Below are 26,601 nucleotides of genomic sequence, written 5' to 3'. Positions count from 1 at the left end.
TTTACAAAAAGCCTGTTTCGTGAGAGACAGGCTTTTGTTTTTTGAGACAAATCAGAAATATTAAATAGATGGATTAAAATGAATTTCTTCATATAAATCCCAAACACTGCCACTGCTGACCGCTTCTTTCATTTGGGCCATAATAATGTTTTCTCCATCGCATCTTAAATTAATCATCCCGTATTTGATTCTGTTGGTACTGTCGGTAGAACGGGCCAATTCAGTCGAAAAAACCAGCGGTCTTTTTGATTTGGTATATTTTCCGGCACATCCAATAGCATCGGCTCTCGGGTGCGAATAGGTTTCATTATCTCCTGATGAAATTACTGTTGCATAAGGATTTACCTTTTCCATGAAATCGGTTGTAAATTCAGATGCTCCATGATGGCATGATTTTGCAACATCAACCTCAAAAGGATTTAAAGGATTATAATGTTCCAATAAATGTTCTTCAGCAGGAATATTCAAATCTCCTCCATATAAAAAGGAACGGTTTCCGTAAGTAATTTTCAAAACAATGCTGTGTCCGTTTATCGTATGCGCTTCATCATCAAAATATTTATAGGCTAATTTATTGTTGATTTGAGAAGTTACCGGACCCAAAACTTCAATCTTAAAATTTTTATTATTGATTAATTTCTCCGGAATAACGCTTGTATGATCCAGACGCTCAAAATTGGTTAACCTTCCCTGAGAAGTAGCATTGTTGACTGCGGCCAGAAATTTTTCCTGTAAATCAAGCATACCGCCTTTTAGTTTTAAAGCATTAAATTCAGCCAAAGTAGTAAAGGAAGTTTCGAGAAAATATTCATTTGCGTGTTTAGTTTTCTTTCCTAATTCGGTATTATATTCCAGTTTTGGAAAATTAACCTTTGCATCATTGAATTTCGCAATTCCGTTATGATAAATGGTTCCGATAGTATAATGATCATCGTTAATAATATCTATTAAGCCCTGATAATGATCTTTGTCAAAATGACTAATGAAGATATAATCCAGATGGACTTTCTTGTTTTTATCAAAATAATACTTGTATTGCCATTTACTCAAATAGTTACTTAAATTATCATTTGGCCCTCCATCAATGATCATTTTTAGTCCGTTTTCATCATTCCCTACTTCAATCAAAGCACCATCGCCCTGACCAACATCTACATAAAAGCATTTTAAGGATGGAGATAAACCAATGCAGTTTTTGTCAATCCAGCCTTCTTTGCTAAAGGCATAAATTTTTTGCCAGTTGCCATTTTCTTCCGGTAAAACTTTGACAAATGATCCCATCAAAATGGTATTATTTTTTGATTTTGGTTTTCCGTCGGTTCCTATGCTTTTATACATGTGTGCATAAAGCGTTGTAACTACTTTGTAAACTTCTGCCATGTGATTTTTGATTAAAGTTGATACTATAATTTTATTTTTCTAAGAATGTAAGTGTTAAATTGTATTCAAATATATGAAAATCAGTTAAATAGAGTGTTTTATGTAAGGAATGTTTTAATATCTTTACGTTAAATTTTATCTGATTTTTTGGTTTCAAATTATAAAATGAAACCAATAAAAAGGAATAGCTCAGATATTTATTTTTAATTCTATTTAGCTTTGAGGTAATTTTAAGAAAGGACAATATTTAAATTGAAATTCGAGAAATTAATATTACTATTTTATTTAATCTGATTAATCATCAGAGTTATATAATGAAAAAGTAACGATATTTTTTGTTAATCAGGATAATTTAAATTCCCCATTTCTCCAGATTTAATTTGCATAAACAAAGAGAAGCATGAAAAAACGATTACTTTCATTGTTGGCTGTCCTATGGATAAACTGTATTTTTTCGCAAATAACTTTGGGACAAAATCTTGACAGAACTTCGTTACCAATAAAAGAACCACCACGACAAACTTATACAGAACTGAACGCCCGTGATGCTAAGGCACCTGCGCGCTGGGAAGTAAAAGCTCCAAAAGGCGCTCCTAATGTTGTAGTTGTCTTAATAGACGATATGGGTTTTGGGGCTTCAAGTCGCTTTGGTGGGCCGATTAATATGCCCGTGCTCGATAAAGTTGGACGAGAAGGAATAAGTTACAATCGCTTTCATACGACAGCACTTTGCTCACCAACACGCGTTGCTTTACTTACTGGTTATAATCATCATAGCAACAACGCAGGTTCAATTATGGAGACGGCAACCGCTTTTCCTGGCAACAACGGTATACGACCACAAACAATAACTCCAATGGCCGAAGTACTGAGACAAAATGGTTACAGTACTGGTGCATTCGGGAAGTATCATGAAACGCCACCATGGGAAATTTCGGTATCAGGTTCGTTAGACCGCTGGCCAACACATTCCGGATTTGATAAATTTTACGGTTTTATTGGAGGAGAAACCAATCAATGGGCACCCTTTGTTTATGACGGAACTGCTCAGGTTGAAGTTCCTAAAGACCCTAATTATCACTTTACTACAGATATGACAAACCAAGCCATAAGCTGGGTACGTTTTCAGCAGGCTCTGACTCCCGATAAACCTTTCATGATTTATTTTGCAACAGGCGCTACACATGCACCGCATCATGCACCGCAGGATTATATTGATAAATACAAAGGAAAATTTGATCAGGGGTGGGATAAAGTTCGTGAAGAAACTTTAGAACGTCAAAAGAAACTGGGAATGGTGCCGAAAGATACCAAATTAGGGCCAAAACCGACTGATATAAAAGACTGGAGTACACTTTCTGTAGATGAAAAGAGAATGTTTGCCCGTCAAATGGAAACTTACGCTGGATTTGGCGAACATACAGATCATGAAATTGGCCGTCTTTATGATGCTATTGATGATCTTGGAGTATTAGACAATACTATTTTTATTTACATAGTTGGCGATAATGGAGCAAGCGCCGAAGGAACTATGAATGGACTATTTAATGAAATGACTTATTTCAATGGGGTTCCGGAAACCGTTCAGGATATGCTAAAACATTATGAAGAATGGGGCGGACCTAACACTTATCCGCATTATGCAGCAGGCTGGGCTGTTGCTTTGGATTCACCATTTTCATATACAAAACAAGTAGCATCAGATTTTGGAGGAACACGAAATGGAATAATTATCAGCTGGCCTGCGGGAATAAAAGCCAAAGGGGAGATCCGTTCTCAATTTACTCATGTTATTGATATCGCACCAACAGTTTTTGAAGCCTGTAAAATTCCGGCACCAAAAGAGGTTAACGGCATCAAACAAGATCCGATTGAAGGAACAAGTATGGTTTACAGTTTTAATGATGCTAAAGCAAAAGAACGTCATACGACGCAGTATTTTGAAATGTTTGGTAATAGAGCAATTTATCATGATGGCTGGTATGCCAGAACGATTCACAGACCAGCATGGAAACAAAAACCGGCAACTTCATTAAAAGATGATTCGTGGGATTTGTACAATTCTACTGAAGATTTTTCTCTGAGCAATAATCTGGCTTCAAAAAATCCTGAAAAGCTCAAAGAACTTCAGGCTATATTTATGAGGGATGCCGAAAAATATCATGTTCTGCCAATTGATGATCGCTTACTGGAGAGATTAGATGCAGAACTAGTAGGACGGCCTGATGTAATGGGAAAAAGAACTAAAGTTACGTATGGAGAAGGAATGAAAGGAATGGGTGTTGATGTTTTTATAAGTACCAGAAATACTTCCTATTCTATTACAAGTGAGGTTGAAATTAAAGAAAATACTAATGGTGTAATAGTTTGTCAAGGAGGAAGGTTTGGAGGATTTTCATTCTATGTCAAAGAAGGGAAACCTGCCTTTGCCTACAATTATCTTGGACTGGAAACTTATAATGTTCAATCAGATAAAGTATTGAAGCCAGGAAAGCACACTATAGTATATGATTTTAAATATGATGGTGAAGGCTTAGGAAAAGGAGGAACAGGAACTATTACAGTTGATGGAAATAAAGTTGCAGAAGGAAAACTGACCAAAACACAGCCTGGAATTTTCTCTGTAGATGATCTTGCAGATGTAGGCACAGACGATGGAACTCCTGTTGTGGATTATGGAACATCATCACATTTTAATGGAAAATTGGATAAAGTAACAATAGAAACAAAAAAATAAATCAAAAATTAAGTCAATTACAAATCAAATAAAAATCAAACATTATGAAAAAGTATCACTTATTATTCGCAGTTTTTTTCTTTTCGCTGACAATGTCGGCTCAAAGTGAAGGGTCATTTTTACTTAATTTATATGGAGGTTATACCTTTTCGGACAAAGTAGAATTCGACTCCTCATACGCACGTGTGGAGGATGGTTTTGAGTACGGTGCAGGATTGGAATATTTCTTTATCGACAACCAATCAATTGAGTTAAAATATAACCGACTTGATACAAAGATGCCTTTATACACAAAAATTCCCTTAAGTGGTAATGGTTCTTTTCCTGCCGGAAGTCAGGTTAACGCCGGTGATGATGATGGTGCTATTAACTATATATTAGCAGATTATACGTATTATTTTGGGTCAAGTGCTTCGAAAGCCTTGCCTTTTTTAGGTGCTGGTGCTGGTATAGCTATTCTTGAAACACCTCAAAGTGGAAGTGGAACTTATTTTGCCTGGGAAATTAAAGCCGGTGTAAAAGTAAAAACCAATTCACCTGTATCAATCAATCTGCATGCTTATTTACAATCTATGTCAGCAGCTGTTGGATATGATTACTATTGGGACTACTACTGGGGACCTGTGGGAGTTACTGATTATGCATCAACATTTCAATTTGGACTTGGAGCTGCCATAAGCTACGACTTCAGTAAATAAAAAAACAGCCCTTTAATCGAATTTCAATCTTACAAATAAAATCATGAAAAAAATATTTTTAGCAATTGTCTTAGCTTTTACTGCAGGCGGATATGCCCAATCTGGTTCAAGTCTGGCAGATGATGTTGCCGTAATTCAGAGTATTTATGGTAAATCTAAAGCAGATTTAGTTAAACAGTATATGAACTTGTCAGAACCACAGGCGGCGGCATTTCAAACTATCTATGATGAATATGAAACGCAGCGTAAAGCGTTAGGACAAAAGAAAATGCAGCTAATAAAAGATTATGCTGATAATTATGATAATCTTGATGATGTAAAGGCGGCAGAATTAACAGAAGCTAATTTGAAAACGAATGCCGAATCAGATAAGTTATTGTCTAAAACATTCGGTAAAGTTAAAAAAGCAGTTGGCGGACGTAATGCTGCAAAATTTGTTCAGTTAGAACAATATTTACAAGTGACTATAAGAGGCGAAATTCAGGATTCAATTCCTTTTATCGACGAAATAGATAAATCAAAAATTTCTAAATAAAAAACAAATGCAACTCTTAAGAGTTGCATTTGTTTTTTTAGGTGCTGAGGTTCTCAGAGACTGAGGTCCTAAGATCAAAAAAACTTAGAAGCTTAGGTTCTTAGTCCCTTAGAACCTTCGTAAAAGATAGTTATTTTATAAAATACTAGTGCAATGATATAATAATTAAAGCCTATAGTATTGGTATTTTTGATAGAGCTTCACATGAACTGTGAAAACAAAATCAATGCATAAACTGCATTCAATTAATAACAATTCAAAATAGAATATCATGATACATCAAATAGACACAACTGATAATATAGTCGCCTTTAGAGCATTGGCAGAAGTTACTAAAGAAGATTTTCTGAGTGTAGTCGTTCCTGCTGTTGAGCATCTAATAAAGCAGACTAATGAAATCAATTTTTTATTGGTTCTGGATACAGATTTAGAAAATTTCACTGCCGGTGCCTGGCTAGAAGATGCATTACTTGGATTAAAGCATCTTGGAAAATGGAACAGAGCGGCTATAATTTCAGATTCAGAAGATATTATTTCGTTTACCAACGGATTTAGCTATGTCGTTCCGGGAGAATTCCACGGATTCAAAAAAATAGACTTCAATAAAGCCTTAAACTGGGTAGAGGGGAATATTAACTTGGCTTGAGATTAGTTTTTTTTGTTTCAGGTTTCAGGTTTCAGGTTTGCTGGGCGTTAAAAAACAGCCACGAATTCACGAATTATTTATTTACTATGATGTAATAAAATTCATGAATTCGTGGCTAATTTTTTTACTCTCCTATTCCGTTGCAACAACCTGAAACCTGAAACCAAAAAAAATTGAAACAAAAAAATAGCCACGCCTTCATAAATTTTCTACATAACCGTAGGTATTCATGAATTTTCGTGGCTAATTTTATGATCAGATATTCCGTTCCAACAACTTGAAACTTGAAACTTGAAACCTGAAACAAAAAAACTAAATCTTAGTGATTATACTCAATACCACTACTTTCAGTTTCTGCTTTTTTATCTTTAGATATTTTTGATAGCTTTTTATAGCATGCTGAGGCTAACAATGGTAACGCAAGACCTCCAACAACAGCTGCGGTCTTATTATGACCAGCTTTTTTTAATACAGCACCAACAACAAGCGTGCTTATACCAGCGCAAACTAAATTCCTAACAGAAAGTTTAGAGGCCGGATTTGGTGTAATACCGTGTAACAACGGGTCTATGAAATTTAAATTTTCCATGATTATAATAATTTATTTGTTTGAACTTTTTTGTCTTTTATTTTGAGATTTTTTCATTGTCTGTTTCAATCTCGATTTTTTCAATCTCTACTTTTTCTTTTTTGATAGCTTGTCTTAGCAAAGCCAAAAGGCTCATGTAGACATTCGCAACAAAAACTAGCGAGAATCCTGCCAAAATATACCCGCGCCAGTCATTTAACAAAAGTTTATAATCCGTAAAGAATAAACAGGCAATTGTGACATAATGGCTAAAACAGTATTCACAGGTAAAAAGATAAAACGCTTTTCGTGACAGTAATGTCCTGTCATTTTTAGAATGTTTGACACACCATTCTCTGGGTTCCCTAAAAATTTCTTCATGCGTTACCGTCCAACTGATGCAAGCAACTGGAACCGCTAAAACAAAAAGCCAAATAATTTGGGTTGAAAGATCCATAAACTGACGTGTTTCTTATTCTCTGGGATGTGTTTCAGGAAAATGTTCCGCTTCAAAGTCATCCATTTCATCAAGATCATCATCTATATGTTCTTCTTCATCATCGTCAGGTTTATTATGATCATCGACGTCATCAGGAACATATTCTGTATCCTTTTCTTCGTCATTGGTAATTAAACCATCCTCATTAATGATTCTTTCTTCGTTCGGAATATTTTCATTTCGCCTGTAATCATTGGTCTCGTGATTCACATCTCCTATAAATTCTCCGTTATAATGCTGTTCATACGGATCTTCCTCTTTTTTATAATTATCGTTATCAATAAGTGTTTCCTGATCTATAAAATCTGGATCTGTCTGACCATAATTTTCATTATTATACTTTTCCATGATATTTAATTTTAATTGTTTTTTGTCGAACGGAAGAAAACCTCCAAGGCTTTTACTTTTTTAATGGCTTGTATTTTTACAAATTTAGCTTTAGAATAATTGGAAAGCGTTACAGAAAATCAAATTGAATTTCTATAATTATCAGTTTGTACGGAAATTCCATGTGATTGAGCCACAAAGTTTAAATCATATAATTCCAGGTGAAAGGTAAAGGCGGACAAAACTGTTCATCACTATATTTATTCCTATCTTTTTTACTGATAAAGAAATTGCGACACGACTTCTATTTAATGGTTATTCTAAAGAAATTTTTGTTCAGGGATAGTTGTAGTGCAGATTTTTTTTGGAGGAAACTACATAAAAAGGCTGTAGATCCATTCGATAATGATGCGTATATTTGGAATAATAATAATTAATAATGCTACCGATGAAGAAAATAGGATTTTTATCGTTTGGACACTGGGCCAATCATCCTTCCTATCAAACTCGTACTCCAGGCGACACACTGCTTCAGTCTATTGATCTGGCTGTGGCGGCAGAAGAAATTGGTATTGATGGTGCTTATTTCAGGGTGCATCATTTTGCAACGCAGTTAGCATCGCCCTTTCCGTTACTTTCAGCCATAGGTGCCAAAACGAGTAAAATAGAGATCGGGACAGGTGTGATCGATATGCGGTATGAGAATCCCTTGTATATGGTAGAAGATGCCAGTGCTGCCGACTTAATTTCAGGAGGACGTTTACAATTAGGAATCAGCAGAGGATCACCGGAACAGGTCATTGATGGCTGGCGCGCTTTTGGTTATGAGCCTATAGAAGGTGAAACTGATGCCGATATGGGACGTAAAAAAGCTTTGGAATTTTTAGATAAATTAAAAGGTGAAGGTTTTGCTGAGCCAAATCCATTTCCGATGTTTCCCAATCCGCCAGGATTATTGCGCCTTGAACCGCATTCAGAAGGATTACGAGAACGAATTTGGTGGGGAGCCGCGTCAAATGCTACGGCAGTTTGGGCAGCTGAAAATGGAATGCATTTGCAAAGTTCTACGTTAAAGTATGACGAAAATGGGAAACCTTTCCATATTCAACAAGCGGAACAGATCAGATTATATAAAGAAGCCTGGAAAAAAGCAGGACACAAGCACGAAGCAAGAGTTTCAGTTAGTCGTTCTATTTTTGCACTAGTCAACGATCAGGACAAATATTACTTTGGAGATCAGGGTAAAGGATCTGATAGTTTTGGAAATATAGAAAGAGATAAACGGGCAATTTTCGGAAAGAGTTATGCCGCTGAGCCGGATAAACTCATTGCAGAACTGGCGCAAGACGAAGCCATTCAGGAAGCTGATACCTTACTTTTGACCATTCCCAACACTTTAGGTGTAGATTATAATGTTCACATATTGTCATCTATTCTAAAATATATTGCCCCTGAGCTCGGTTGGCGCTAGAGTCTTCAAAACAAATATAATAAAGCCTTCTTTTCTAAAAGATCAGAAGGCTTTTGCTATTTCCAGAAGCGAAGAAACTTTTCTCAGTAAGGCAAGACAAACTTTAATTAAGCTATGTCATAATTTATTTAATTAACAACCGTCTTTGTTGACTTCTCGTTTATAAAGTATTTTGCCATCTTGTTCTACATAGTCACCCGCTATTATGGGATAAGAATATTTTGGTGCCTGCGATATGTGATGGCTTCTTATAATTATTTTGTCGTTAACTTTCAGCTGATGTAATTGCTCAAATTCATATTTAAAACTCAAAATATTCGTGCCAACCCTTTCTGGTCCAAAAACAAGAATATAATCGTCACCATCAATTTTAACCATCATGCCGAAACCTAATCTTGAGTCCGGCGGAAGAGAAAGAGAGGTCACAACGGCTTCCATATTGGTGTACTCTATAACGGACTTGCTTATTTTAGTCACGCTGGCATGCACTTTTTTACCGGCTGGAGATACTTGCCATTTTTTGTACATTACACCATCCGGTGTAGCTTCCCATTTTTTTAAACCAGCTTTCCTTTCTGCAGCAGAGAGCGGCTTTGAGATTGACTTTTTAGGAGTTTCATTTTTAATTTCGCGATTAGCAAATACCGCACCGCTTACCACAACCAGCGATAAGATCAGCACATAAAGGATTTTTTTCATCTTTTTGTTGTTTTAATTAGTAATAAAGTTTTATCTCATTTTAAAGTTTATGAAGTAAAATTACTTTACTATTTTGCGGATTGTGGGCTTATAATTGTAAATAAAAATGTAAACTTTGTAAATAAAAACTTGACACTATGTTTAATAACAGAAAAATGTAAACTTTGCAAATAAAACTTGAAACTATGTTCAATAGCAGAAATCTTCTTTCAGGAAAACGCAAATACGTGTTAGGATTATTATTGCTCTCACTTATCTGTTTAATCTGTGCTGCTTTTAGCAGTGAGGATAGTGATGACTTTAACTTTGCCAGAAGGGAAGTTTTACTCCGCAAAATTGGACATGAAATACTTCTACAGTCGGGTGATAGTATATCACGAATACTGCCTGTGAAAAAAATTGCAGAAAATGAATACCTGATTCGTTTTGAAAGTGATTTTACTTTTCAGCCGGACAGCTTAATGAATACGACCAGTCGCTTTTTAGACGAAGCTCCGTTTGCAGGGAATTATATTGTTAATGTTTTGAACTGTAGTGATTCAAGTGTAGCCTATGGATATGCTATATCCAAAAACAAGAAAGAGAATATTGTAGCCTGCTCAGGAAGAAAGCAACCCAAAGCTTGTTATACCATTAGTATTAAATTTAAACCAACAGGCCTAAATATAGTTAAGAATGGATATCTTCTGGGCGGTTTGTCCTTTCTAGGATTTTTAGGATTTATTCTTTTGAAACCTTTTAAGTCGAAAAAATCTTTATCTAAAAATGGACATAGCGATATAATCACTATTGGCTCCGGGCTGTTTGATACGATAAACAAGAAACTTGTTGTAAACGAAAACACAATAGATCTAACCGGAACTGAAACCCGTTTGCTACTCATTTTTGCCTTGTCTCCCAACGAGATTATCGAGAAAAACCGAATTCAAAAAGAGATATGGGAAGATGAAGGTGTTATCGTGGGACGTAGTCTGGATATGTTCATATCAAAACTTAGAAAAAAACTGGAATTTGATCCAAACATAAAAATTGTTGTGGTTCGCGGAAAAGGGTATAAGCTTGAGATTAGCACGTTATAATATAAAAGTAAAGCGGATGCAGAAGTATAATTTTAATTAGGAGCTATTTACTTCGTCAGTCGCTATCGCTCGTGTCCTGCTGTCCTTCCAAATCTTTTGTGCCTCCCGATAGCTATCGGGACCAGCACAAAAGGATTTTTCCTCCCATCAGGGCTAGGGGACTCGTTTTCATAAGAAGGTTTGTTTTTGTATTTGACAAATCATTCAAATACAAAATCATCTTTAAATTCAGCCTAAAACTCCAATCTTGGCATACGACTATTAGTGACTGGTTTTTATTTTAGACGCAACAAAATCAATTACTTTGTCGAAATTTTCTTTCCCAATTTCACTTTCTGATAATGAATACCAATTCCCGCTTTCTTTGAAACCGAAGAATACGGTTTGATTAACAACATTGAAGTATTTAAAATTATCCCAATTGATTTTATAATCGCCTCCATAAAATTTAAATCTAAAATAACTATTTTCAAATTCCCATATACTAATTGGATTTTCATTCCACTTTTGTATAGTTTCAACAGTTATCCTTTCTGTTGTCTTTTTTGCGTTCTTATATTTATTCAATCGAATTATTGAGCTAATTGCAGAAACTACTCCTAAAATTATAAACAAATTTCCAATATTTCCTTTTCCATATAGTATTACAATTCCAATAAAGATAAAAATAAACGCAACTATAGCTGTTTTTTTAGTTTCTCTCAAGAATTTTTCCCAAGCAATCTTTAAAGTTAATTCAATTTGTTGTCTATAAATATTCTCGTCAAAAGGTATTTCAAATTTCATTTTTTATGCGAGGTTGTTAAAATGCCCACTAAGGTTCTGATATTAAAGTGAGTTTGATACTAAATTAAGCCCTATTCGTGTATTTGCCAAATCTGTTGTCGCATCTTTGTACGGTGTAACAATCTGCGCAAACTTTTCCACTTTGCAATAGCTATTTATTTTGTGCTTGGATTATTTTTAGGTTCGTAATTCCGATTATACTAGTTAGTTTATTCAAACCGTTTTTAGAAATAATTCTAAATGCTATTTCAGTTAATATAAATCTAAAAACAATAATAGACATTAATGTCGGAATAATTAGTGAAATTGAAACTTCAATTTCTTTTATAAAAAAGGATATTATAAATCCAACCATTGGAAATAAAAATATGATTGATAACATTATACGGAAAGCCTTATTGATTGTAATTTCAACAGATCCTTTTTTTGATTCTAATTTTCCGCTTAAAACGCAAAATGCTCCGCGTCCAGGTTCTGATGATATTATTTTAAATCCGTTTTTATTTACTTGTCCAATAAATGCTTTTTTAGTCCATTCTGAATCAAGTGAATCTGTAATCATTGTATTTTTTTCCAATTCAGCTAGTGCTTTCGAACTGTCACTTAACAATTCTATTTCATAATATTTTATCGGAAATATATTCATTTTTCATTTTTTTAGTTATGCCCAAATCCTTTGTAGTCGTTGTTGGCGGTCGTTTACTTTTCTAGTTCTTTTTCAAATCCCATTTTAATTAACGACTTTTCTTTTCCATTCAATTCTCTACCTTTATATTCTGCAAAAATTTTAAAGGCATTATCGAGTTTTTTAATTCCAAGCTCATAGTTTATTTTTCCCCATTTATACAGCGCAACTTCAATATTTGAAGCATAGATACCAGGCTTAATTTGTGAGCCATTATACTCTTTACCTTTTATTGGTGTGAAAAAATCTAATTTTCCACCTTCTTTGGTTTCTTTCAAAATAAAAGCTTCAGTTTCGGCTTGAGTGAGTTTACTTTCGTTTTGAGAAATCTGACAAAAGGTTTTCGTTGAAAGTAATAAAAGTAAGAGTAAAATTTTTTTCATTGTTTCTTATTTAGTGAAATGATCGGTTAAATAACCGTCAACGTCTTGGTACTACAGTGGATTTGGGTAAATCATCCCAAAGACAAAAACATTTTTTCTTTAAGCCAATTGCCTAAATCCGTTGTAGCTGTTAGTAGACTTTGCTTAATCTTCTGTAGCAAAATATATCAGCAAGCATATTACAAATATTCCAAACTCTATTATTGATAATCTTTTTGGATTTAAAAATGATGCTAGCACTCTGTCGATTGCTAAGAGTACAGCTAAACCGACTACAATTCCAAATACTAAAACACCACCAAGACTAGCGCCACCTGTTAAAGTCAAACAATAAAATCCGAATGGAATTCCCGCTACTATTCCAATAATGGAAAGAATAGAAACGAAAGTTGGCTTAAATTTTTCTATATTCATAACATATTGCGTTTTCTTTTGTCGAGATAAAACCATTTAATATTCAGCGCAACCATAAGCACTAAAATGATTCCAATCCATATATAATCACTTATTGGAAGATTTTTGAATTCTGGTTTTTGAATTTTTCCAAACACTCCAATAGAATAGGGAACGAGTAAATAAATCGTTATAAATAAGAATATAAACTTCAAAATAAGCCTCATTTCAATTGTGATTTTTTGTGGCAATGGCTATTAAATTAAAACCTATTTTCGGATTTGCCACCCGAGTCCCGATAATTATCGGGACGAACAGGCGAAGCAAATCATCCCAAATACAAAAACTAACTTTACATTAAGCCAAATGCCCAAATCCGTTGTAGCTGTTAGCAGTAGTTGTTTTTAATCTTCCCCTAAATATTCAGTTTTACCGTTTTTAATATCAACTTCAGCAAAACTATGTTTTCCAAAAACAATTAATAATTTATCTGCTTTAGGTTTTATAACTCTTATTTCAGGTTTTCCAACGCTCGGTTTACCACAAACTGAAATTATATTTGTTTGCCATTTTAATTTGCCATTTTCGTAAGCCGACAAAGTTTGGATGTCTTTTTCAATGTAATAGACAACATTCTTACTTTCTATTCCTCGCATTTTTGATTCAAAAGACAGATTCAATTCTGTTTTTTTTGAAACTAGATTTTTATCAAAGTTTTGGGCAAAACTTGTCTGAGTAAAAATTATTAAAACTAAGAATTTAAAAATGTGCTTCATAAGCAAAATCGTGTTTACAATTACCACTAACGCTCTGGTACTACAGCGGGTTTGGGACTAAATTAGGCCCTATTTTTGGATTTGCCAAATCTCCTAAATACAAAAACAATTTTCCATTAAGCTTAAAACCCCAATCTCTTCAAACACCTGTTAGCCGTTCGTTGTTTTTTGAATCGTTATTCTATTTCAATTTTATTGTAAGCAATCCACCGTTTCAAATTCCCAACCATTCTTTTTAAATGATCTTCATTTAAAAAAATATTCGTCCAATATTCAAATCTGTCGCACTGAATACTTATGTAATATGTCATAATTGCTAAACAAGCAAAAGGCAAAAACTTTTTTTCTTCGTTACTAATTTTCGTTACAGTTTCGTAGCCTTTTAAGAAACTATCGGCTTTTTCTTGATATTCTTCTTCGTTTAAATTTGTTGCAAGTAATTGAAAGAGAAAATAAGAAACATCAAAACATAAATAACCATTGCCACAAAAGTCAAAGTCAAAAAAAGTTATTTCTTTTTCATCGTCAATGTGCAAATTGTCAAACCAAACATCAAGATGAACACTTCCATATCTCATTTCCTTTTCGTCAATACGGTCCATTTTCAGAGCTAAAAAAGCAGACAATTTTTCTAAAAAATCAATATCATCGTTGGTTTTCTTAAAGAATTTTTTAGTTCTTAAAATGGATTGGGTAAGCAAGTTTTGAGTATTGTAAGATATTCTCTTTAGTTCAAATTTTTCTGCCGATTGATGAACTTTTGCTAATGCTTGTCCAATTAAAAAACTTGTTTGGTGTGAAAATTTTGCTGTCTTTACACCTTTAGCATGTGAAAATAAAACGCCAAGTCTTTTCCCTTCTGGGGCTTCAATTTCTTGTATGTATTCGTTTGATTTGTCTGCGATTGGATAAGCAACTTGTCGGTTGGTTTCTTTTAAGTGAAGCAAAAGTCTTAATTCCTCTTCAATTTCTAATTTTGTCCGCCAATTAAAAGTATAAACCCTAAAAACGTATTTCTTTTCGGCATCATGAACTATGTATAAATGGTTCATTGCAAGTCGAAATATGCTACATTCGGTTTTATCGCTTAACTCGTAGTTTTGTCTAATAACTTTGCCAAGTTCGTTTGGTGAAAGTGTACTGTTTATTGTCGGGAATTTCTCTAGCATTAATTCTTCGATTGTCTTTTGTTACGGTCGTTTTTTACAATGACGTCTGGTACTACAGCGGGTTTGGGACTAAATTAAGCCCATTCTTCGGATTTGCCAAATCATCCAAATACAAAACCAACTTTCCATTAAGCCAATTGCCCAAATTCGTTGTAGCAGCTGTTAAGCGTTAGGTTTTATTTTGCTAACGAATATGTTTCCCAAAATTCGTTATTGTAACTTTTCGATTGAAATGTATTTTGTTCGTCTTTGAATTGGATTGAAGTTGGATTCAAATTATTGAAATCGCTCCAAAGTGAATTTAATTCTATTTCAAAAGGTTTTAAATTATTTTCATTATCTAATATTTTTCCAGATTGAATTATTTCAGTTTTTGTGAGATAATATAAATCATTTACTTTGTTGTAATAACTTGTTATGGATTCTTTTAATAGTTCCTTATTGATGTATTTTTTATCCCAACCATACAACTCAAAGTCTTGATTTATTTCTTTTTGATTTTCTTTTGTCTCCCAATTTTCAATAATCTTAACTATAGCAAAATCTTCTTTGTTGATGTATATTGTGCCTGAATAATTGGTAAGTAGCGATCTGCCAGTATAATTGTAATGGTCTCTGTCTGTATTGAAATCAATTACATAAACTTCTTTTTCATTGTAAATTTCATTTTCGATTTGTGAGAATCCGAACTTTTTAAATTTTCGACTTTCTAAAAAGCGAGAGTACATTATGGGATTATTATAGGTTAAATTTCTGAAATTTCTAATATTGGTGGGTTCATAACCATTTTTTGTATTCCATCTGATTTCTTCTAATAATTTTGTATTTCTATTACTGTTTTGGTTGTATCCGAAATCATATTGTTTGAAAAATAAATCTAAATTTAATTGCGTGTTGTCTTGAACAGTAACGACTATATTCGAAAACATCTTTGAGTTAAAAGCAAAAGTTGGATAATTCGTTTTAATATTATCAATTACTTTTTTTATAATTTTTAGGTTTTCTTTTTTATGGTTTACAATTTTAACCTCCTCAAGAATGATAGGTTTTTTATCTCCTGTTTTTGTTGTTGTTTTAAAATTATTAATGTCAAATCTATTTGTTTCATTTGTTTCGCTTTCATCTGTTTTGGAATTTAAAATATTTCCATTTTCTATAAAAGTGGATTGACTTGTATTGTTAAAAAACAGGTAACCATCGTGAACTAAATCTGGTTGCAAGTCAATGAAAGTGATGGGACTGAAGAATCTCGTTGATTGCTTTTGTTTCATTTCATCCTGATTAGAAGAAATAAACAAGTAAGGTTTTTTTTTGTTTTTTAGATAATATTCAAATGAATTTTCAGTAACAATTGCTTTTTCCCATTTGCCTTGTAAATAAATAGAATCATAGGCCGTTATTGCCGCCAGACTGTACACTTTTTCTTTAAGTGCTTTTTTTATATAAGAACCCATGGGAATAAAATCTTTAATAATTGATTCATTTATTGAAGACATATCGTTCGCAAAATGTTGATTTGCGCCCCAACAAATTATTTTTTCATTAGGATGGTTTTTAATATAAGCTAGAAGGTTACTAGCCATTTGTTTATCACGAATATTGTCTTCGGCTGTTGTGTTGAATGTACTTGAAATGGATACTTTTTTATAACTACTTTCCCCCAATGACATCAAGTTTTTAATGATTTGAATCCAATAAAACTGTTCTTCATTTTTTTGCTTTTTAGAAACAGCTTCCAGTATTTTAGAAAGTGAGTTTTTAAATTCACTATAATTAATATCTTTTTCATCAAAAACACCATAATACATTGATTCCATTTGTAATTCTAAATCTTCTTGATCTAAAGTGATTTGAATCTGGTTTCTATTACAATATTCGTATAAATCTTTGATTAAGTTTTGTTCGCCATATTTCCCCGTAATTTGATTGTCAAAACCAAACAGTTTTAAGTTGTTTTTATTTGCGTCATAAAAATCAATGAAACTTTGAAATTCTTTTGTTTTACTCCAAATTTGGAATAATGATTTTTCAAATGCTTCTTTTGTGTTTTTTCCATTATTTATATCCTCTTGTGCTTTCCAAACATCGTAAACTCCAGATTCAAATGCAATGGTATTAAATCCCATTTCCCGATGAAGGTATTTTACTATTTTGGTTTTCATCTCAAATACATTTCCATCATTATGAGATTTTTCTCCAATCATAATAACTTGAACATCTTTTAATTCCTCTTTCAAAAAAGAAAAATCTTCTACATTTGGATTTTCGGATAGTGTTACTATTTTCGGATTAAAATTTTGTGCGTTAGCACAAAAACAAATTAAGAAAAATATAAAATTTGCTATTCTTTTCATTTTTAGATTTTAGTTTCTATTTTTTATGTTCAGCCGTAAACTGACGGCTAGCGTTCTGGCGCATGGCGAGGCTAGGGAATAAAGATGCAAGATTTTTAGGTTAAACACAAATTCTCCAAATACAAAACCTGCTTTAAATTCAGTCTAAAACTCCAATCTTGCCAAACGGCTGTTAGACAACGTATTTTATATTTCAAATTTATTTAATGTTCGAATATTTTCCTTTTTTAGAATTTTGATCATTTCATTAAAATCGCTTATAATTTCATCTGTTTTTGGCAAATCAGCTACTTTTTTTACTTTGTAAGATTTTATAAAAGAACGACCAGCCAAATGCACCCCTTTTTCTTTATACCTTCTTGAAAGTTTAAAGTCATGTATTAAACCGGTATTATTACTTATGACTCTTCTTTTTATCTCTAATATTGTTTCAAAATTAATCTTACCTCTATCAAGATAAAAAGTGCAATGGTATTCAAATTCATCATTTTCATCTTTTTTTGATAACCATTTATTATTATCCTTATTCTTTGTAGTGGAATCAGATGGAATAAAACCAAAATCAATTAAATCGTCAAACAGAGTCACTTCTCTAAATTCTTTTTTTAATCGATTCAGTTTTTTTTGTTCAAATACTATCGAGGCAATTAGTATAATCACCATTATTATTAGAAAAATCATTTTTGTGTTTCTTATATGTTGCCTAACGTTCTCGCGCTACAAACAGTTTGGGATTAAATCAGCGTTATCTTTCGGATTTGCCAAATCTTCCAAATACAAACCAATTTTCCCATTATGCCAAATGCCCAAATTGCTTGTAGCGTGTGTTGGCGGTTCGGTTGTCGTTATTCAAAAATGTTATATTTTAACTGATCATTCAACTTTTTAATTTTCTATATATAAAACAACCCGCTTCGGTAGGATGATCTAATACTAAAGAATTCATATTTTCTTTACGCAATAGATTAATAATCATAAAATCTCCAATTGCAACAGTCGTAAAAAATATACCAAATACTAAAAGTAAAATATTACCAAATATGATTGCATAAATTGCTGGAATAAGACCTAATAAAATGGCAGGCATTATTGCTCCCAAAATATATTCTTTTACTTTCAAAGGTTCTTTACAATGACAATATGGTGTTAGCATTTTCCATAAGATTCCAAATTTAATTGACTTAAAACCTTTTTCTGTATATTTTGACCAAGTAATTCCGTGAATTAATTCGTGCATAATTATTCCCAAAATCATAACTATTATAATTAGAACTGAAAAAGGAAGTGGGTTATTTGTGATGCTAAATTCTTTAAAATAATTTTTAAAATATACAATGGTTAGCTTTTCATTCCAAATCAAATAAAATGGAATAGTATAAATCATAACAATAGGTATCATACCAAAAAGCCCATAGATATTTGCTTTAGCTAAGTCAATTGTCAAAGTTTCTTTTTTATAGTTTTCTAAATTTTTCATTTAATTTTATGTGTTATTTTTCTGCGTAAGTTCGGTTTCAACTGACCGCGACGTTCTAGTACTACAGCGGGTTTGGGATTAAATTAAGTCCTATTTTCGGATTTGCCAAATCATCCAAGTACAAAACCATCTTTCCATTAAGCCCAATGCCCAAATCCGTTGTAGTAACTGTTGTGCGATCGCTTTTTTATTTATAATCTATTTTCCAGTTTAAATTTTCCAACTCTTCTTTTGAATATTTCTTCAAGATCAAATTCTGTGTAGTTTTTAACCTTTCAAAATTTTCATTCGGGTTTATATATTCTATCGAGTCAAAATACATGATAGATATAATTTTTTCTGAAGGATGTTTGTCTATAATTTCAGAATCTTTTTTACCAATCCCAATTCCTATATCTGTGGTATGATTCTTTTTTAAGTACTCATTAAAACTTTCGTTTTTAGAGTTTATAAATGTTCTACAATACAAATCTTTACCAGAATTATTGTAGACGGTAATATGATGTTCGCCCTGATGACAACACCCTATAAATAAAAAAGCACAAATTAAAGTCCAATATTTCATATTCGTTTTGGTTTTCCAAAGTGTCGCACAACGTTCTGGCGCTTGGCGAGGTTGCGAACTTCGTAACTGAGTATTTTCGGTTACTACTAAATTTCTTGCGAAAGATAAACGTGAATTTACCGCATAATTCGCAATCTCGCCAAACGGCTGTTGTGCGTTCGGTTTTTATTTTTCTTTAAATGTTTTTAGACATTGAATCATTATAGCCATATTAGTTTTCACCTCATTTGTTATTGAAGCAGAAGCATGTAAATAGTAAAAACTATTATCATTTTTACTTTTGGTAATAAATGAAATTATTTCAATTCCACCATAATTTCCCGGGTTTGATTTAGAATGTGTAAAATATGTATCATTGTCTAAAAACAATATTTTTCCAGATTCAATTAATTTTAAATCAGGATTTTGTTTTGCTTTTTCAAGCATATTTTCAAATTCATCCTTTAAGTTATTACTGTTAGAAAAAATTTTGCCTTTTTGTATAGAAATTATATTTGTAAAGTTTTTTTCGTCTGGTTTTGAAAAAGCATTAATTCCCAATGTAATTTCTTCAACATCATCATAATTTTCAATTTTCCATTCCCAGTTTTTTGGCAAGAATAATTTAAAAGACTCGTTTGGATAAGTAATTAATTTTTTTGGAAATTTTACAGGATACTTTTCATATTGTTCCACTGTAAATTGCTTGTTTGAGCAAGATGTTAAAAGTATTAATATCAATAAGTTTATAATTACTTTCATTAGTAGTTATGTTTTACGGATTTCGTGTTAAACTGACGCACAACGTTCCGGTACTAGAGCGGGTTTGGGACTAAATTAATACCATTCTTCGGATTTGCCAAATCTCCCAAATACAAAACCATCTTTCCATTAAGCCCAATGCCCAAATCCGTTGTAGTGGCTGTTAGGCACTGGCTATTTATTTCTTTCCACCGAATAATCTTGATAGAAAACCTTGTTTCACTCGTTTCTCAACTATCCAAATTGGTTCATCACTCGGTCTTATGATTTTTGTGTTCGGTCCTGATTTACCCCAAGGAAATCCTGTTTTTATAGGTTGATTAGTCAAGTCCGCCACTAAAAACATTTCTGGTAGTTCAACTTGTCCGTTTTCAAAGCCATAATCCTTTTCATTTTTTTCCATTATTCCGACTTTTTCACTCCAAATATCCATTACGGTCTTTTCGTGAATAATGTCCAAGTTGGATTGATTTCCTTTTTGTCCGAACTCGTCAACATGTCTTATGAACTCCGTTAAATTTTCAGAGTGTTTTACAACGACCGATGGGTCGTGACAGACATAATAAACTGAATTCCATTTTCCCTTAGAGTCAATATCTAAAATCCAAAAATTCCCAAACCCATCTCCTGCAAGTTGTATTGATTTTGGAAACATTTCTTCAAATCCAAAATGACCGAATGCATCAAAACGTACTTCTTCAAGTCCATAAAACTCAAAACCTTTGCTGAATCTTAATAATTCTTCGATTTCATTCGGTAAGTTGTTATCTGGAAGCTGATTTTTCAGGTTTTCTATTTCACTGTCGGTCATTCCATCCAGCAATTCGACCTTATACAAATCTCCGTCTTCCGATTCGTATTGGTTGGAAAGGATTGATTCTAATTGTTGTTTCGGTGTCATTTCTGTTCGTGTTGTTTTAGCTTGTGCCTAACGTTCTGGCACTACGCGGGTTTTGGACTAAATTAAGCACTATTTTTCGGATTTGCCAAATCATCCCAAATACAAAACCAACTTTCCATTAAGCCAATTGCCCAAATCCGTTGTAGTAGCTGTTAGCGGTTCGGCCTTGTTTTTTTAGTTTACTATTTTGTGCACTTCATAAATGGGTTTAAACTCGCGATTATAACAAGCATATTCATTTTCAAATATACCTTTTTCAAATGCTTCTTTATGTAATTCTGGTATCTTCTTAAATCTTTTCATGCGAAGTCTATCTACTTTTTTAAGAGTCATAAAATCACAAGTACAGCTTAACAGCATTACGACTTCGACTTCATCACATTTATCTACAAGCTCTATTGTCGCTGGATCTACTCCAAGATATTTAAATAATATAGTTTTTGCAGAAATAGGGATATCTATTTGAAAAAAACCAACTAAATCTGTTCTGCCAACTTGAATCGTGTCATTAATCATAATTTGCACATATGGCAAAGTTTCCAAATTATCATCAATTACCTTTCCTTTAATTGTTTTCTTCTGAGAATAAAGACATATTGAAACAATGAGCAAAATATAAGTAATTAATAATTTCTTCATTTCAATATTTTTCTTTTCGTTTATATTCCAATATGTGGTCTATTTTGCGCTGACCGCTAACGTTCCCGCGCTACAAGCAGTTTGGGACTAAATTAAGTCCATTCTTCGGATTTGCCAAATCTTCCAAATACAAACCAATTTTTCCATTAAGCCAATTGCCCAAATTGCTTGTAGCGTGTGTTGGTGGCAGTTATTTTTTCTTTTCGTTTGTTCTGTTGTCAATTGTTACTCTGTATTCTTCAGAATTTTTTATCAAGTTTCCTAAACTGTCAATTTGAAATAAATATAAGTCAGTTTTGTTTGTGTCAATAATTTTTTCTTTAATTTCTAAATATTTCAAGTTTTTAAGATTGTCAATTTGGTCTTTATCCATCGTAATTCTATTTCCATAAATTGTGTAAACTCCATAAAAATAGTCACTTAATCCTATTGCAGAATTGTCAAATATGTATGTTCCGTCAGTTTTGAAATCAATTCCTGTTCCGTTAAAGTCGCCATCATAAAACACTTTCACCAATGTTGGTTTGTCAAATTTTAGTTGTGTTCTAATATGAAGTGTCAAAATGATTGATGTGAAAAAAAAACATAAAATTGTGAAAGCAAAACATTTTAATTGACGTTCAATTTTATAAATTTTAAAGTCCGTAATAAATGTCCAAATGAAAACTATAAGTCCAACTATTATCAATCCAAATTCAATAATGCTGTCAAAAAAGAAAGTTTTGTATTGAGATTGAAATGCAAAATATGTTAGAAATCCACCTATTAGCAAAATCAAAATCAGTCTAATGTTTTTCATAATGTTTTTTGGTCTTTATAATTGCCACCAACGTTCCCGCGCTACAAGCAGTTTGAGATTAAATTAAGCCTTATCTTCGGATTTGCCAAATCTTCCAAATACAAAACCAATTTCAAATTAAGCCTAATACCCAAATTGCTTGTAGCGTGTGTTAGTGGCTGTTTTAATTTAGAAGTACTTAATTTCTCGTGTAGTAATTTCCGTTAGCTTTAAATCGTCATTATTTTTCCCTTCAAAAGTTTCCATTTTTAACCAATTGTTCTTTTTATCATAAGTATATTTTTTCTGGACGATTTTAATAGTTTTGCCTTCTGGAGATATATATTCATTTAAAATCATATTTTGAAATTTATCATATTGTGTGTTTTGAGTTTTATATTTGTCAAAACCAATCGACCTGTAATTTCCAGTAATTTCTTCTTCCTTTGTTCTATTTCCAAAAACATTGTATTCAGATTTAAAATCATAGCCTAAAATTGGTTCTTTTTCTGGATATATATAAAATCCTTTTACTTCAATTTCATTTCCTTTTTCATCATAGTAATAGTATGAATCAGTATTATGAGGCGAAAATTTTGCTAATTGAAATTTTCTAGTAATTAGGTTATTTGAATTATATTCATATCCATAAAGCGGTTTGATTTCGCAATTTGGTTCTCCATAACTTAGGCAATGACCTTCTTCAATCTGATTCCCATTCTCATCATATTTGTAATTTGTTATCATTACTGTCTTGTTCTCTCTGAAATTGTAAGTCAATTTTAAAATTACTTTATTTTGAGAATTATATTCATATTTTTCCACTTCATATAAATATTTAGATTTTCCTTCCTGAGTTGTTGGATTATAATCACTAAATCCACCATATAAATATTCCGTTTTTTCAACTATTCTATTTTTATTGTCATATTTTGATAAAATCTCTTTTATTAAAATATTGGACATATAATTTTTTGTTGATATTAAATTCCAATTTTCATCATATTCATATATATCCCCATCATTTCCAAAACTAAGTTTGTTCAGTTTTGATATAAGTTTGTTTGCTTTAAAATTGTAATGAACTTCTTCGTTTACGAGTTTTTTAAATACTGCATTTAAACCTAAACCGTAATATACTATTTTATCTGGAATTCCATTTTGGTTGAATTTATAAACGATAGAATTATATGATTTATAAGCTAGATTTTCATTTTTTACGTTGACAGTTTCAACTTTTCCATTGAGAAGAATATTTAATTTGTCATTATCTTCTAAATATAAATTTATAGTCTTTGTTTGCCCAAGAGAAATTGAACTTTTTAGAAATAAAAGAAAAGTAATAATGATGATTTTATGTTTCATACTTACGACGGTTTTCAAAAATAGCCACTAACGTTCCCGCGCTACAAGCAGTTTGGGACTAAATTAAGCCCATTCTTCGGATTTGCCAAATCATTCCAAGTACAAAACCAACTTTCCATTAAGCCTATTGCCCAAATCCGTTGTAGTAGCTTCTAGGCGATGTTATTTAGATATCAATTTTAATGTTTTGATTGTATTTTTAATATAGTTAAAGGTTTAAAACTCTTGTTGTCTAAAACTATTAATTTTTCGTTGTTCATAAGGTGATATTTTTGAGTAAAAAGACTATCGGTCAAAATAGTGATGTCTTTTTCTATTAAAAATATTTCATTACCTTTTTTCTCATAATTACCTTTTTTGTAGTCTGCTCCGTGTTGATATTGAACTTTTATTTCAAAAGTATTATTATCAAATAGAGTTATTAAAGAACCTTTTGATTCTTCCATAATCGCTTGTAAATAAATGTTTTTATGAAAATTTTGTTTCCACAAATATGACACAATTGTAAAAACTAAAGGAATTAATAAAAGTGAAAAGTAGTTTTTTTTAATTTGCTCTTTTGTCCAATTAATAAAAATTAAAGATAGAATCAGATAAATTAAAAACAGGAAAGGATTTAAAAACATATCATAAACAGTAACAGAGTAATTTCCAAAAGTTGAATTGAGAAAAATTATTAAAGTTCCAATAAAACTTATACAGATAAAGAGTACTGATTTTAATATATTTATAAATATTTTCAAAGTTTAATTTTCTTTTAGAAATTATAATTTTTCTAACTTTAGTTGATATAATGATATTTGTCTCGTTTTTAAGGTAATATCGCCTAACTTCTTGGTACTACAGCGGGTTTGGGACTAAATTAAGCACTATTTTTCGGATTTGCCAAATCATCCCAAATACAAAACCAACTTTCCATTAAGCCAATTGCCCAAATCCGTTGTAGTAGCTGTTAGCGGTTCGGCCTTGTTTTTTTAGTTTACTATTTTGTGCACTTCATAAATGGGTTTAAACTCGCGATTATAACAAGCATATTCATTTTCAAATATACCTTTTTCAAATGCTTCTTTATGTAATTCTGGTATCTTCTTAAATCTTTTCATTCGAAGTCTATCTACTTTTTTAAGAGTCATAAAATCACAAGTACAGCTTAACAGCATTACGACTTCGACTTCATCACATTTATCTACAAGCTCTATTGTCGCTGGATCTACTCCAAGATATTTAAATAATATAGTTTTTGCAGAAATAGGGATATCTATTTGAAAAAAACCAACTAAATCTGTTCTGCCAACTTGAATCGTGTCATTAATCATAATTTGCACATATGGCAAAGTTTCCAAATTATCATCAATTACCTTTCCTTTAATTGTTTTCTTCTGAGAATAAAGACATATTGAAACAATGAGCAAAATATAAGTAATTAATAATTTCTTCATTTCAATATTTTTCTTTTCGTTTATATTCCAATATGTGGTCGATTTTGCGCTGACCGTTAACGTTCTGGTACTATAACGGGTTTGGGACTAAATTAAGACCATTCTTCGGATTTGCCAAATCATTCCAAATACAAAAGCTACTTTGCATTAAGCCAATTTCCCAAATCCGTTGTAGTAGCTGTTGTGCGTTCGGTTTTTTTATTCATTTTGTTTTCCAATAAGTTCAATTTCGCTTTTCGTTTCTTCAACTTCTTTTCGTGTAAATAAAAATGGTAATATTAAACCTAAAATAATGAAAAATAAAGAATATTGCTTAAATGGTTCTACTCGCAAATATTCTGGAATTAGCGGATTTTCTGATGGACTTCCAATTTTTGAAATCAATATGAATAATCCAATACTAAAAGTTAAAACGCAACTCAAACAGATAATTAAGTTGTCTTTTAGAATTTCGGATAAATTTTTCCGTTTTCTTTTTTCCGTTAACATTAAACCGCAAATTGGAATTAATGAGATTAAAAGGTAATCCAAAGTATTTATATCAACTCCGAAAAAATAACCTGTTTTATTCTGTATAAATTCTGCTAGACCAAAAATAGATGTTGGACCTAAAATGAAGTTCAGTGATATGAATAAGGTAACTGAAATTGAGATTGATAAATAAAGATATTTTTTGTTTAAATTATCTAACATTGATTAATTAATTTTCTATTTCACTTCTGATTTTCTGCATACAGCCAAACTGACGCACAACGTTCTGGCACTACAGCGGGTTTGGGATTAAATTAAGACCATTCTTCGGATTTGCCAAATATTCCAAATACAAGACCAACTTCCCATTAAGCCAACTTCCCAAATCCGTTGTAGTGGCTGTTACCAGCAGGCGATTATTCTAAGTTTTTATCATAATATTTATATGGCAAACTTTTAGGAATTCCAAGTCGAATTTTTTCAATATTGAAATCTTTTTCATTGCTGAAATTATACAATCTATAAGTATCATTGCGGTTGTCTATAATGAAATAATTTATAGTCTTTCTGTTTGGTTTTAAACTGTCATAGTCAATGAAATGTTTATTTTTATTTTCACACGGATGTTGCTTTCCAATTATAAAGTTTTCATTATTACCGACTGCAAAAACATTATGCCCAACAACAATCTTTTCGTCTTCAAAAATGCTATCGTTATCTTCGGTATATGAAATCCAAGTATTTTCATCCCATCTTGCTAAATGAAAGTTTTTTATTATTTCATTGCTTGATTCATTTTGTCCAAAGTAACAACTAGTTAAACAAAGACATAATAATAAAATAGTTAACTTCTTCATTTGTGAAATTTTAACGAATGTTGTTGCGCTTGCTGGTAACTTATATATATGTGTGACAAAATCACACAAATCTAACCCAATTAAGGTAGATATGTGTAATTCAAATCACCAATTATTCATTACCAAATATATCAATTTCTTTTTCCAAATTATAAAAATTACGCAACAACCAAAATGTAAAAA

Annotated in this window: 30 protein-coding genes; 6 read left to right on the top strand and 24 right to left on the bottom strand. The window is 31.9% G+C overall.

What is annotated here, in order from left to right; translation table 11 throughout:
* Positions 1-60 precede the first annotated feature (60 nt).
* On the bottom strand, positions 61-1,380 hold the full coding sequence (locus AC3ITQ_RS18165; protein WP_489235548.1) for a hypothetical protein: 1,320 nt from the start codon (positions 1,378-1,380) through the stop codon (positions 61-63).
* 400 nt (positions 1,381-1,780) lie between these two features.
* Between AC3ITQ_RS18165 and AC3ITQ_RS18160 the strand changes: the two genes are divergently transcribed.
* From AC3ITQ_RS18160 to AC3ITQ_RS18145, 4 genes are all read left to right on the top strand, one after another.
* Positions 1,781-4,117, top strand: a complete 2,337-nt coding sequence (locus tag AC3ITQ_RS18160) for an arylsulfatase (protein WP_489235547.1) — start codon at positions 1,781-1,783, stop codon at positions 4,115-4,117.
* Positions 4,118-4,161: 44 nt separating this feature from the next.
* The gene (locus AC3ITQ_RS18155) at positions 4,162-4,815 is read left to right on the top strand and encodes a porin family protein (RefSeq protein WP_489235546.1); all 654 of its coding nucleotides are present in this window, start codon (positions 4,162-4,164) and stop codon (positions 4,813-4,815) included.
* A 43-nt stretch (positions 4,816-4,858) separates the two neighbouring features.
* Positions 4,859-5,350: a hypothetical protein gene (locus AC3ITQ_RS18150; RefSeq protein ID WP_489235545.1), complete on the top strand. Its 492-nt coding sequence runs from the start codon at positions 4,859-4,861 to the stop codon at positions 5,348-5,350.
* A gap of 271 nt (positions 5,351-5,621) precedes the next feature.
* Positions 5,622-5,996, top strand: a complete 375-nt coding sequence (locus tag AC3ITQ_RS18145; RefSeq protein WP_375032176.1) for a SpoIIAA family protein — start codon at positions 5,622-5,624, stop codon at positions 5,994-5,996.
* Between the two features lie 319 nt (positions 5,997-6,315).
* Here AC3ITQ_RS18145 and AC3ITQ_RS18140 read toward each other — a convergent pair whose 3' ends face one another.
* From AC3ITQ_RS18140 to AC3ITQ_RS18130, 3 genes are read right to left on the bottom strand one after another with little or no spacing between them, the layout of a single operon-like run.
* The gene (locus AC3ITQ_RS18140; RefSeq protein ID WP_489235544.1) at positions 6,316-6,585 is read right to left on the bottom strand and encodes a PrgI family protein; all 270 of its coding nucleotides are present in this window, start codon (positions 6,583-6,585) and stop codon (positions 6,316-6,318) included.
* Between the two features lie 37 nt (positions 6,586-6,622).
* Entirely contained in the window at positions 6,623-7,021 is a 399-nt protein-coding gene (locus AC3ITQ_RS18135; protein ID WP_489235543.1) for a hypothetical protein, read from the bottom strand.
* Positions 7,022-7,036: 15 nt separating this feature from the next.
* The gene (locus AC3ITQ_RS18130) at positions 7,037-7,411 is read right to left on the bottom strand and encodes a hypothetical protein (protein ID WP_489235542.1); all 375 of its coding nucleotides are present in this window, start codon (positions 7,409-7,411) and stop codon (positions 7,037-7,039) included.
* Between the two features lie 427 nt (positions 7,412-7,838).
* Between AC3ITQ_RS18130 and AC3ITQ_RS18125 the strand changes: the two genes are divergently transcribed.
* On the top strand, positions 7,839-8,861 hold the full coding sequence (locus AC3ITQ_RS18125) for an LLM class flavin-dependent oxidoreductase (RefSeq protein ID WP_489235541.1): 1,023 nt from the start codon (positions 7,839-7,841) through the stop codon (positions 8,859-8,861).
* A gap of 132 nt (positions 8,862-8,993) precedes the next feature.
* Here the strand turns inward: AC3ITQ_RS18125 and AC3ITQ_RS18120 are convergent, their stop codons facing one another.
* The gene (locus AC3ITQ_RS18120) at positions 8,994-9,560 is read right to left on the bottom strand and encodes a hypothetical protein (RefSeq protein WP_489235540.1); all 567 of its coding nucleotides are present in this window, start codon (positions 9,558-9,560) and stop codon (positions 8,994-8,996) included.
* A 185-nt stretch (positions 9,561-9,745) separates the two neighbouring features.
* Between AC3ITQ_RS18120 and AC3ITQ_RS18115 the strand changes: the two genes are divergently transcribed.
* Positions 9,746-10,639, top strand: a complete 894-nt coding sequence (locus AC3ITQ_RS18115; protein ID WP_489235539.1) for a winged helix-turn-helix domain-containing protein — start codon at positions 9,746-9,748, stop codon at positions 10,637-10,639.
* A gap of 261 nt (positions 10,640-10,900) precedes the next feature.
* Here the strand turns inward: AC3ITQ_RS18115 and AC3ITQ_RS18110 are convergent, their stop codons facing one another.
* From AC3ITQ_RS18110 to AC3ITQ_RS18020, 19 genes are all read right to left on the bottom strand, one after another.
* The gene (locus AC3ITQ_RS18110) at positions 10,901-11,425 is read right to left on the bottom strand and encodes a hypothetical protein (RefSeq protein ID WP_489235538.1); all 525 of its coding nucleotides are present in this window, start codon (positions 11,423-11,425) and stop codon (positions 10,901-10,903) included.
* Between the two features lie 151 nt (positions 11,426-11,576).
* The gene (locus tag AC3ITQ_RS18105) at positions 11,577-12,071 is read right to left on the bottom strand and encodes a hypothetical protein (protein WP_489235537.1); all 495 of its coding nucleotides are present in this window, start codon (positions 12,069-12,071) and stop codon (positions 11,577-11,579) included.
* 53 nt (positions 12,072-12,124) lie between these two features.
* Complete coding sequence (locus AC3ITQ_RS18100) at positions 12,125-12,493, bottom strand: hypothetical protein (RefSeq protein ID WP_489235536.1); 369 nt, start codon at positions 12,491-12,493, stop codon at positions 12,125-12,127.
* 144 nt (positions 12,494-12,637) lie between these two features.
* A complete protein-coding gene (locus AC3ITQ_RS18095) occupies positions 12,638-12,907 on the bottom strand; it encodes a hypothetical protein (RefSeq protein ID WP_489235535.1) in 270 nt (89 codons plus the stop codon).
* Between the two features lie 383 nt (positions 12,908-13,290).
* Positions 13,291-13,662, bottom strand: coding sequence for a hypothetical protein (locus AC3ITQ_RS18090; protein WP_489235534.1), 372 nt, complete (start codon positions 13,660-13,662; stop codon positions 13,291-13,293).
* Positions 13,663-13,838: 176 nt separating this feature from the next.
* The gene (locus AC3ITQ_RS18085) at positions 13,839-14,831 is read right to left on the bottom strand and encodes a phosphotransferase (protein ID WP_489235533.1); all 993 of its coding nucleotides are present in this window, start codon (positions 14,829-14,831) and stop codon (positions 13,839-13,841) included.
* A 176-nt stretch (positions 14,832-15,007) separates the two neighbouring features.
* Entirely contained in the window at positions 15,008-17,185 is a 2,178-nt protein-coding gene (locus tag AC3ITQ_RS18080; RefSeq protein ID WP_489235532.1) for an erythromycin esterase family protein, read from the bottom strand.
* A gap of 186 nt (positions 17,186-17,371) precedes the next feature.
* On the bottom strand, positions 17,372-17,866 hold the full coding sequence (locus AC3ITQ_RS18075; RefSeq protein WP_489235531.1) for a hypothetical protein: 495 nt from the start codon (positions 17,864-17,866) through the stop codon (positions 17,372-17,374).
* 196 nt (positions 17,867-18,062) lie between these two features.
* The gene (locus AC3ITQ_RS18070; protein ID WP_489235530.1) at positions 18,063-18,662 is read right to left on the bottom strand and encodes a DUF3267 domain-containing protein; all 600 of its coding nucleotides are present in this window, start codon (positions 18,660-18,662) and stop codon (positions 18,063-18,065) included.
* A gap of 187 nt (positions 18,663-18,849) precedes the next feature.
* Positions 18,850-19,227, bottom strand: a complete 378-nt coding sequence (locus AC3ITQ_RS18065; RefSeq protein WP_489235529.1) for a hypothetical protein — start codon at positions 19,225-19,227, stop codon at positions 18,850-18,852.
* Positions 19,228-19,392: 165 nt separating this feature from the next.
* Positions 19,393-19,968, bottom strand: a complete 576-nt coding sequence (locus AC3ITQ_RS18060) for a hypothetical protein (RefSeq protein ID WP_489235528.1) — start codon at positions 19,966-19,968, stop codon at positions 19,393-19,395.
* Positions 19,969-20,146: 178 nt separating this feature from the next.
* Positions 20,147-20,869, bottom strand: coding sequence for an SMI1/KNR4 family protein (locus AC3ITQ_RS18055; RefSeq protein ID WP_489235527.1), 723 nt, complete (start codon positions 20,867-20,869; stop codon positions 20,147-20,149).
* 174 nt (positions 20,870-21,043) lie between these two features.
* On the bottom strand, positions 21,044-21,508 hold the full coding sequence (locus AC3ITQ_RS18050; protein ID WP_489235522.1) for a carboxypeptidase-like regulatory domain-containing protein: 465 nt from the start codon (positions 21,506-21,508) through the stop codon (positions 21,044-21,046).
* A gap of 190 nt (positions 21,509-21,698) precedes the next feature.
* Positions 21,699-22,307, bottom strand: a complete 609-nt coding sequence (locus AC3ITQ_RS18045) for a hypothetical protein (protein WP_489235526.1) — start codon at positions 22,305-22,307, stop codon at positions 21,699-21,701.
* Between the two features lie 168 nt (positions 22,308-22,475).
* Complete coding sequence (locus AC3ITQ_RS18040) at positions 22,476-23,651, bottom strand: hypothetical protein (protein WP_489235525.1); 1,176 nt, start codon at positions 23,649-23,651, stop codon at positions 22,476-22,478.
* Between the two features lie 179 nt (positions 23,652-23,830).
* Positions 23,831-24,394 (bottom strand): hypothetical protein, encoded by a 564-nt coding sequence (locus AC3ITQ_RS18035; RefSeq protein WP_489235523.1) that lies wholly within the window; start codon positions 24,392-24,394, stop codon positions 23,831-23,833.
* Positions 24,395-24,625: 231 nt separating this feature from the next.
* Positions 24,626-25,090, bottom strand: coding sequence for a carboxypeptidase-like regulatory domain-containing protein (locus tag AC3ITQ_RS18030; RefSeq protein WP_489235522.1), 465 nt, complete (start codon positions 25,088-25,090; stop codon positions 24,626-24,628).
* Positions 25,091-25,288: 198 nt separating this feature from the next.
* Complete coding sequence (locus tag AC3ITQ_RS18025) at positions 25,289-25,783, bottom strand: hypothetical protein (protein ID WP_489235521.1); 495 nt, start codon at positions 25,781-25,783, stop codon at positions 25,289-25,291.
* 194 nt (positions 25,784-25,977) lie between these two features.
* Positions 25,978-26,418: a DUF3997 domain-containing protein gene (locus AC3ITQ_RS18020; RefSeq protein ID WP_489235520.1), complete on the bottom strand. Its 441-nt coding sequence runs from the start codon at positions 26,416-26,418 to the stop codon at positions 25,978-25,980.
* Positions 26,419-26,601: the final 183 nt, after the last annotated feature.

This window comes from Flavobacterium sp. KH_001, assembly GCF_057840745.1.
This window is presented reverse-complemented; position numbering and strand designations above follow the sequence as displayed.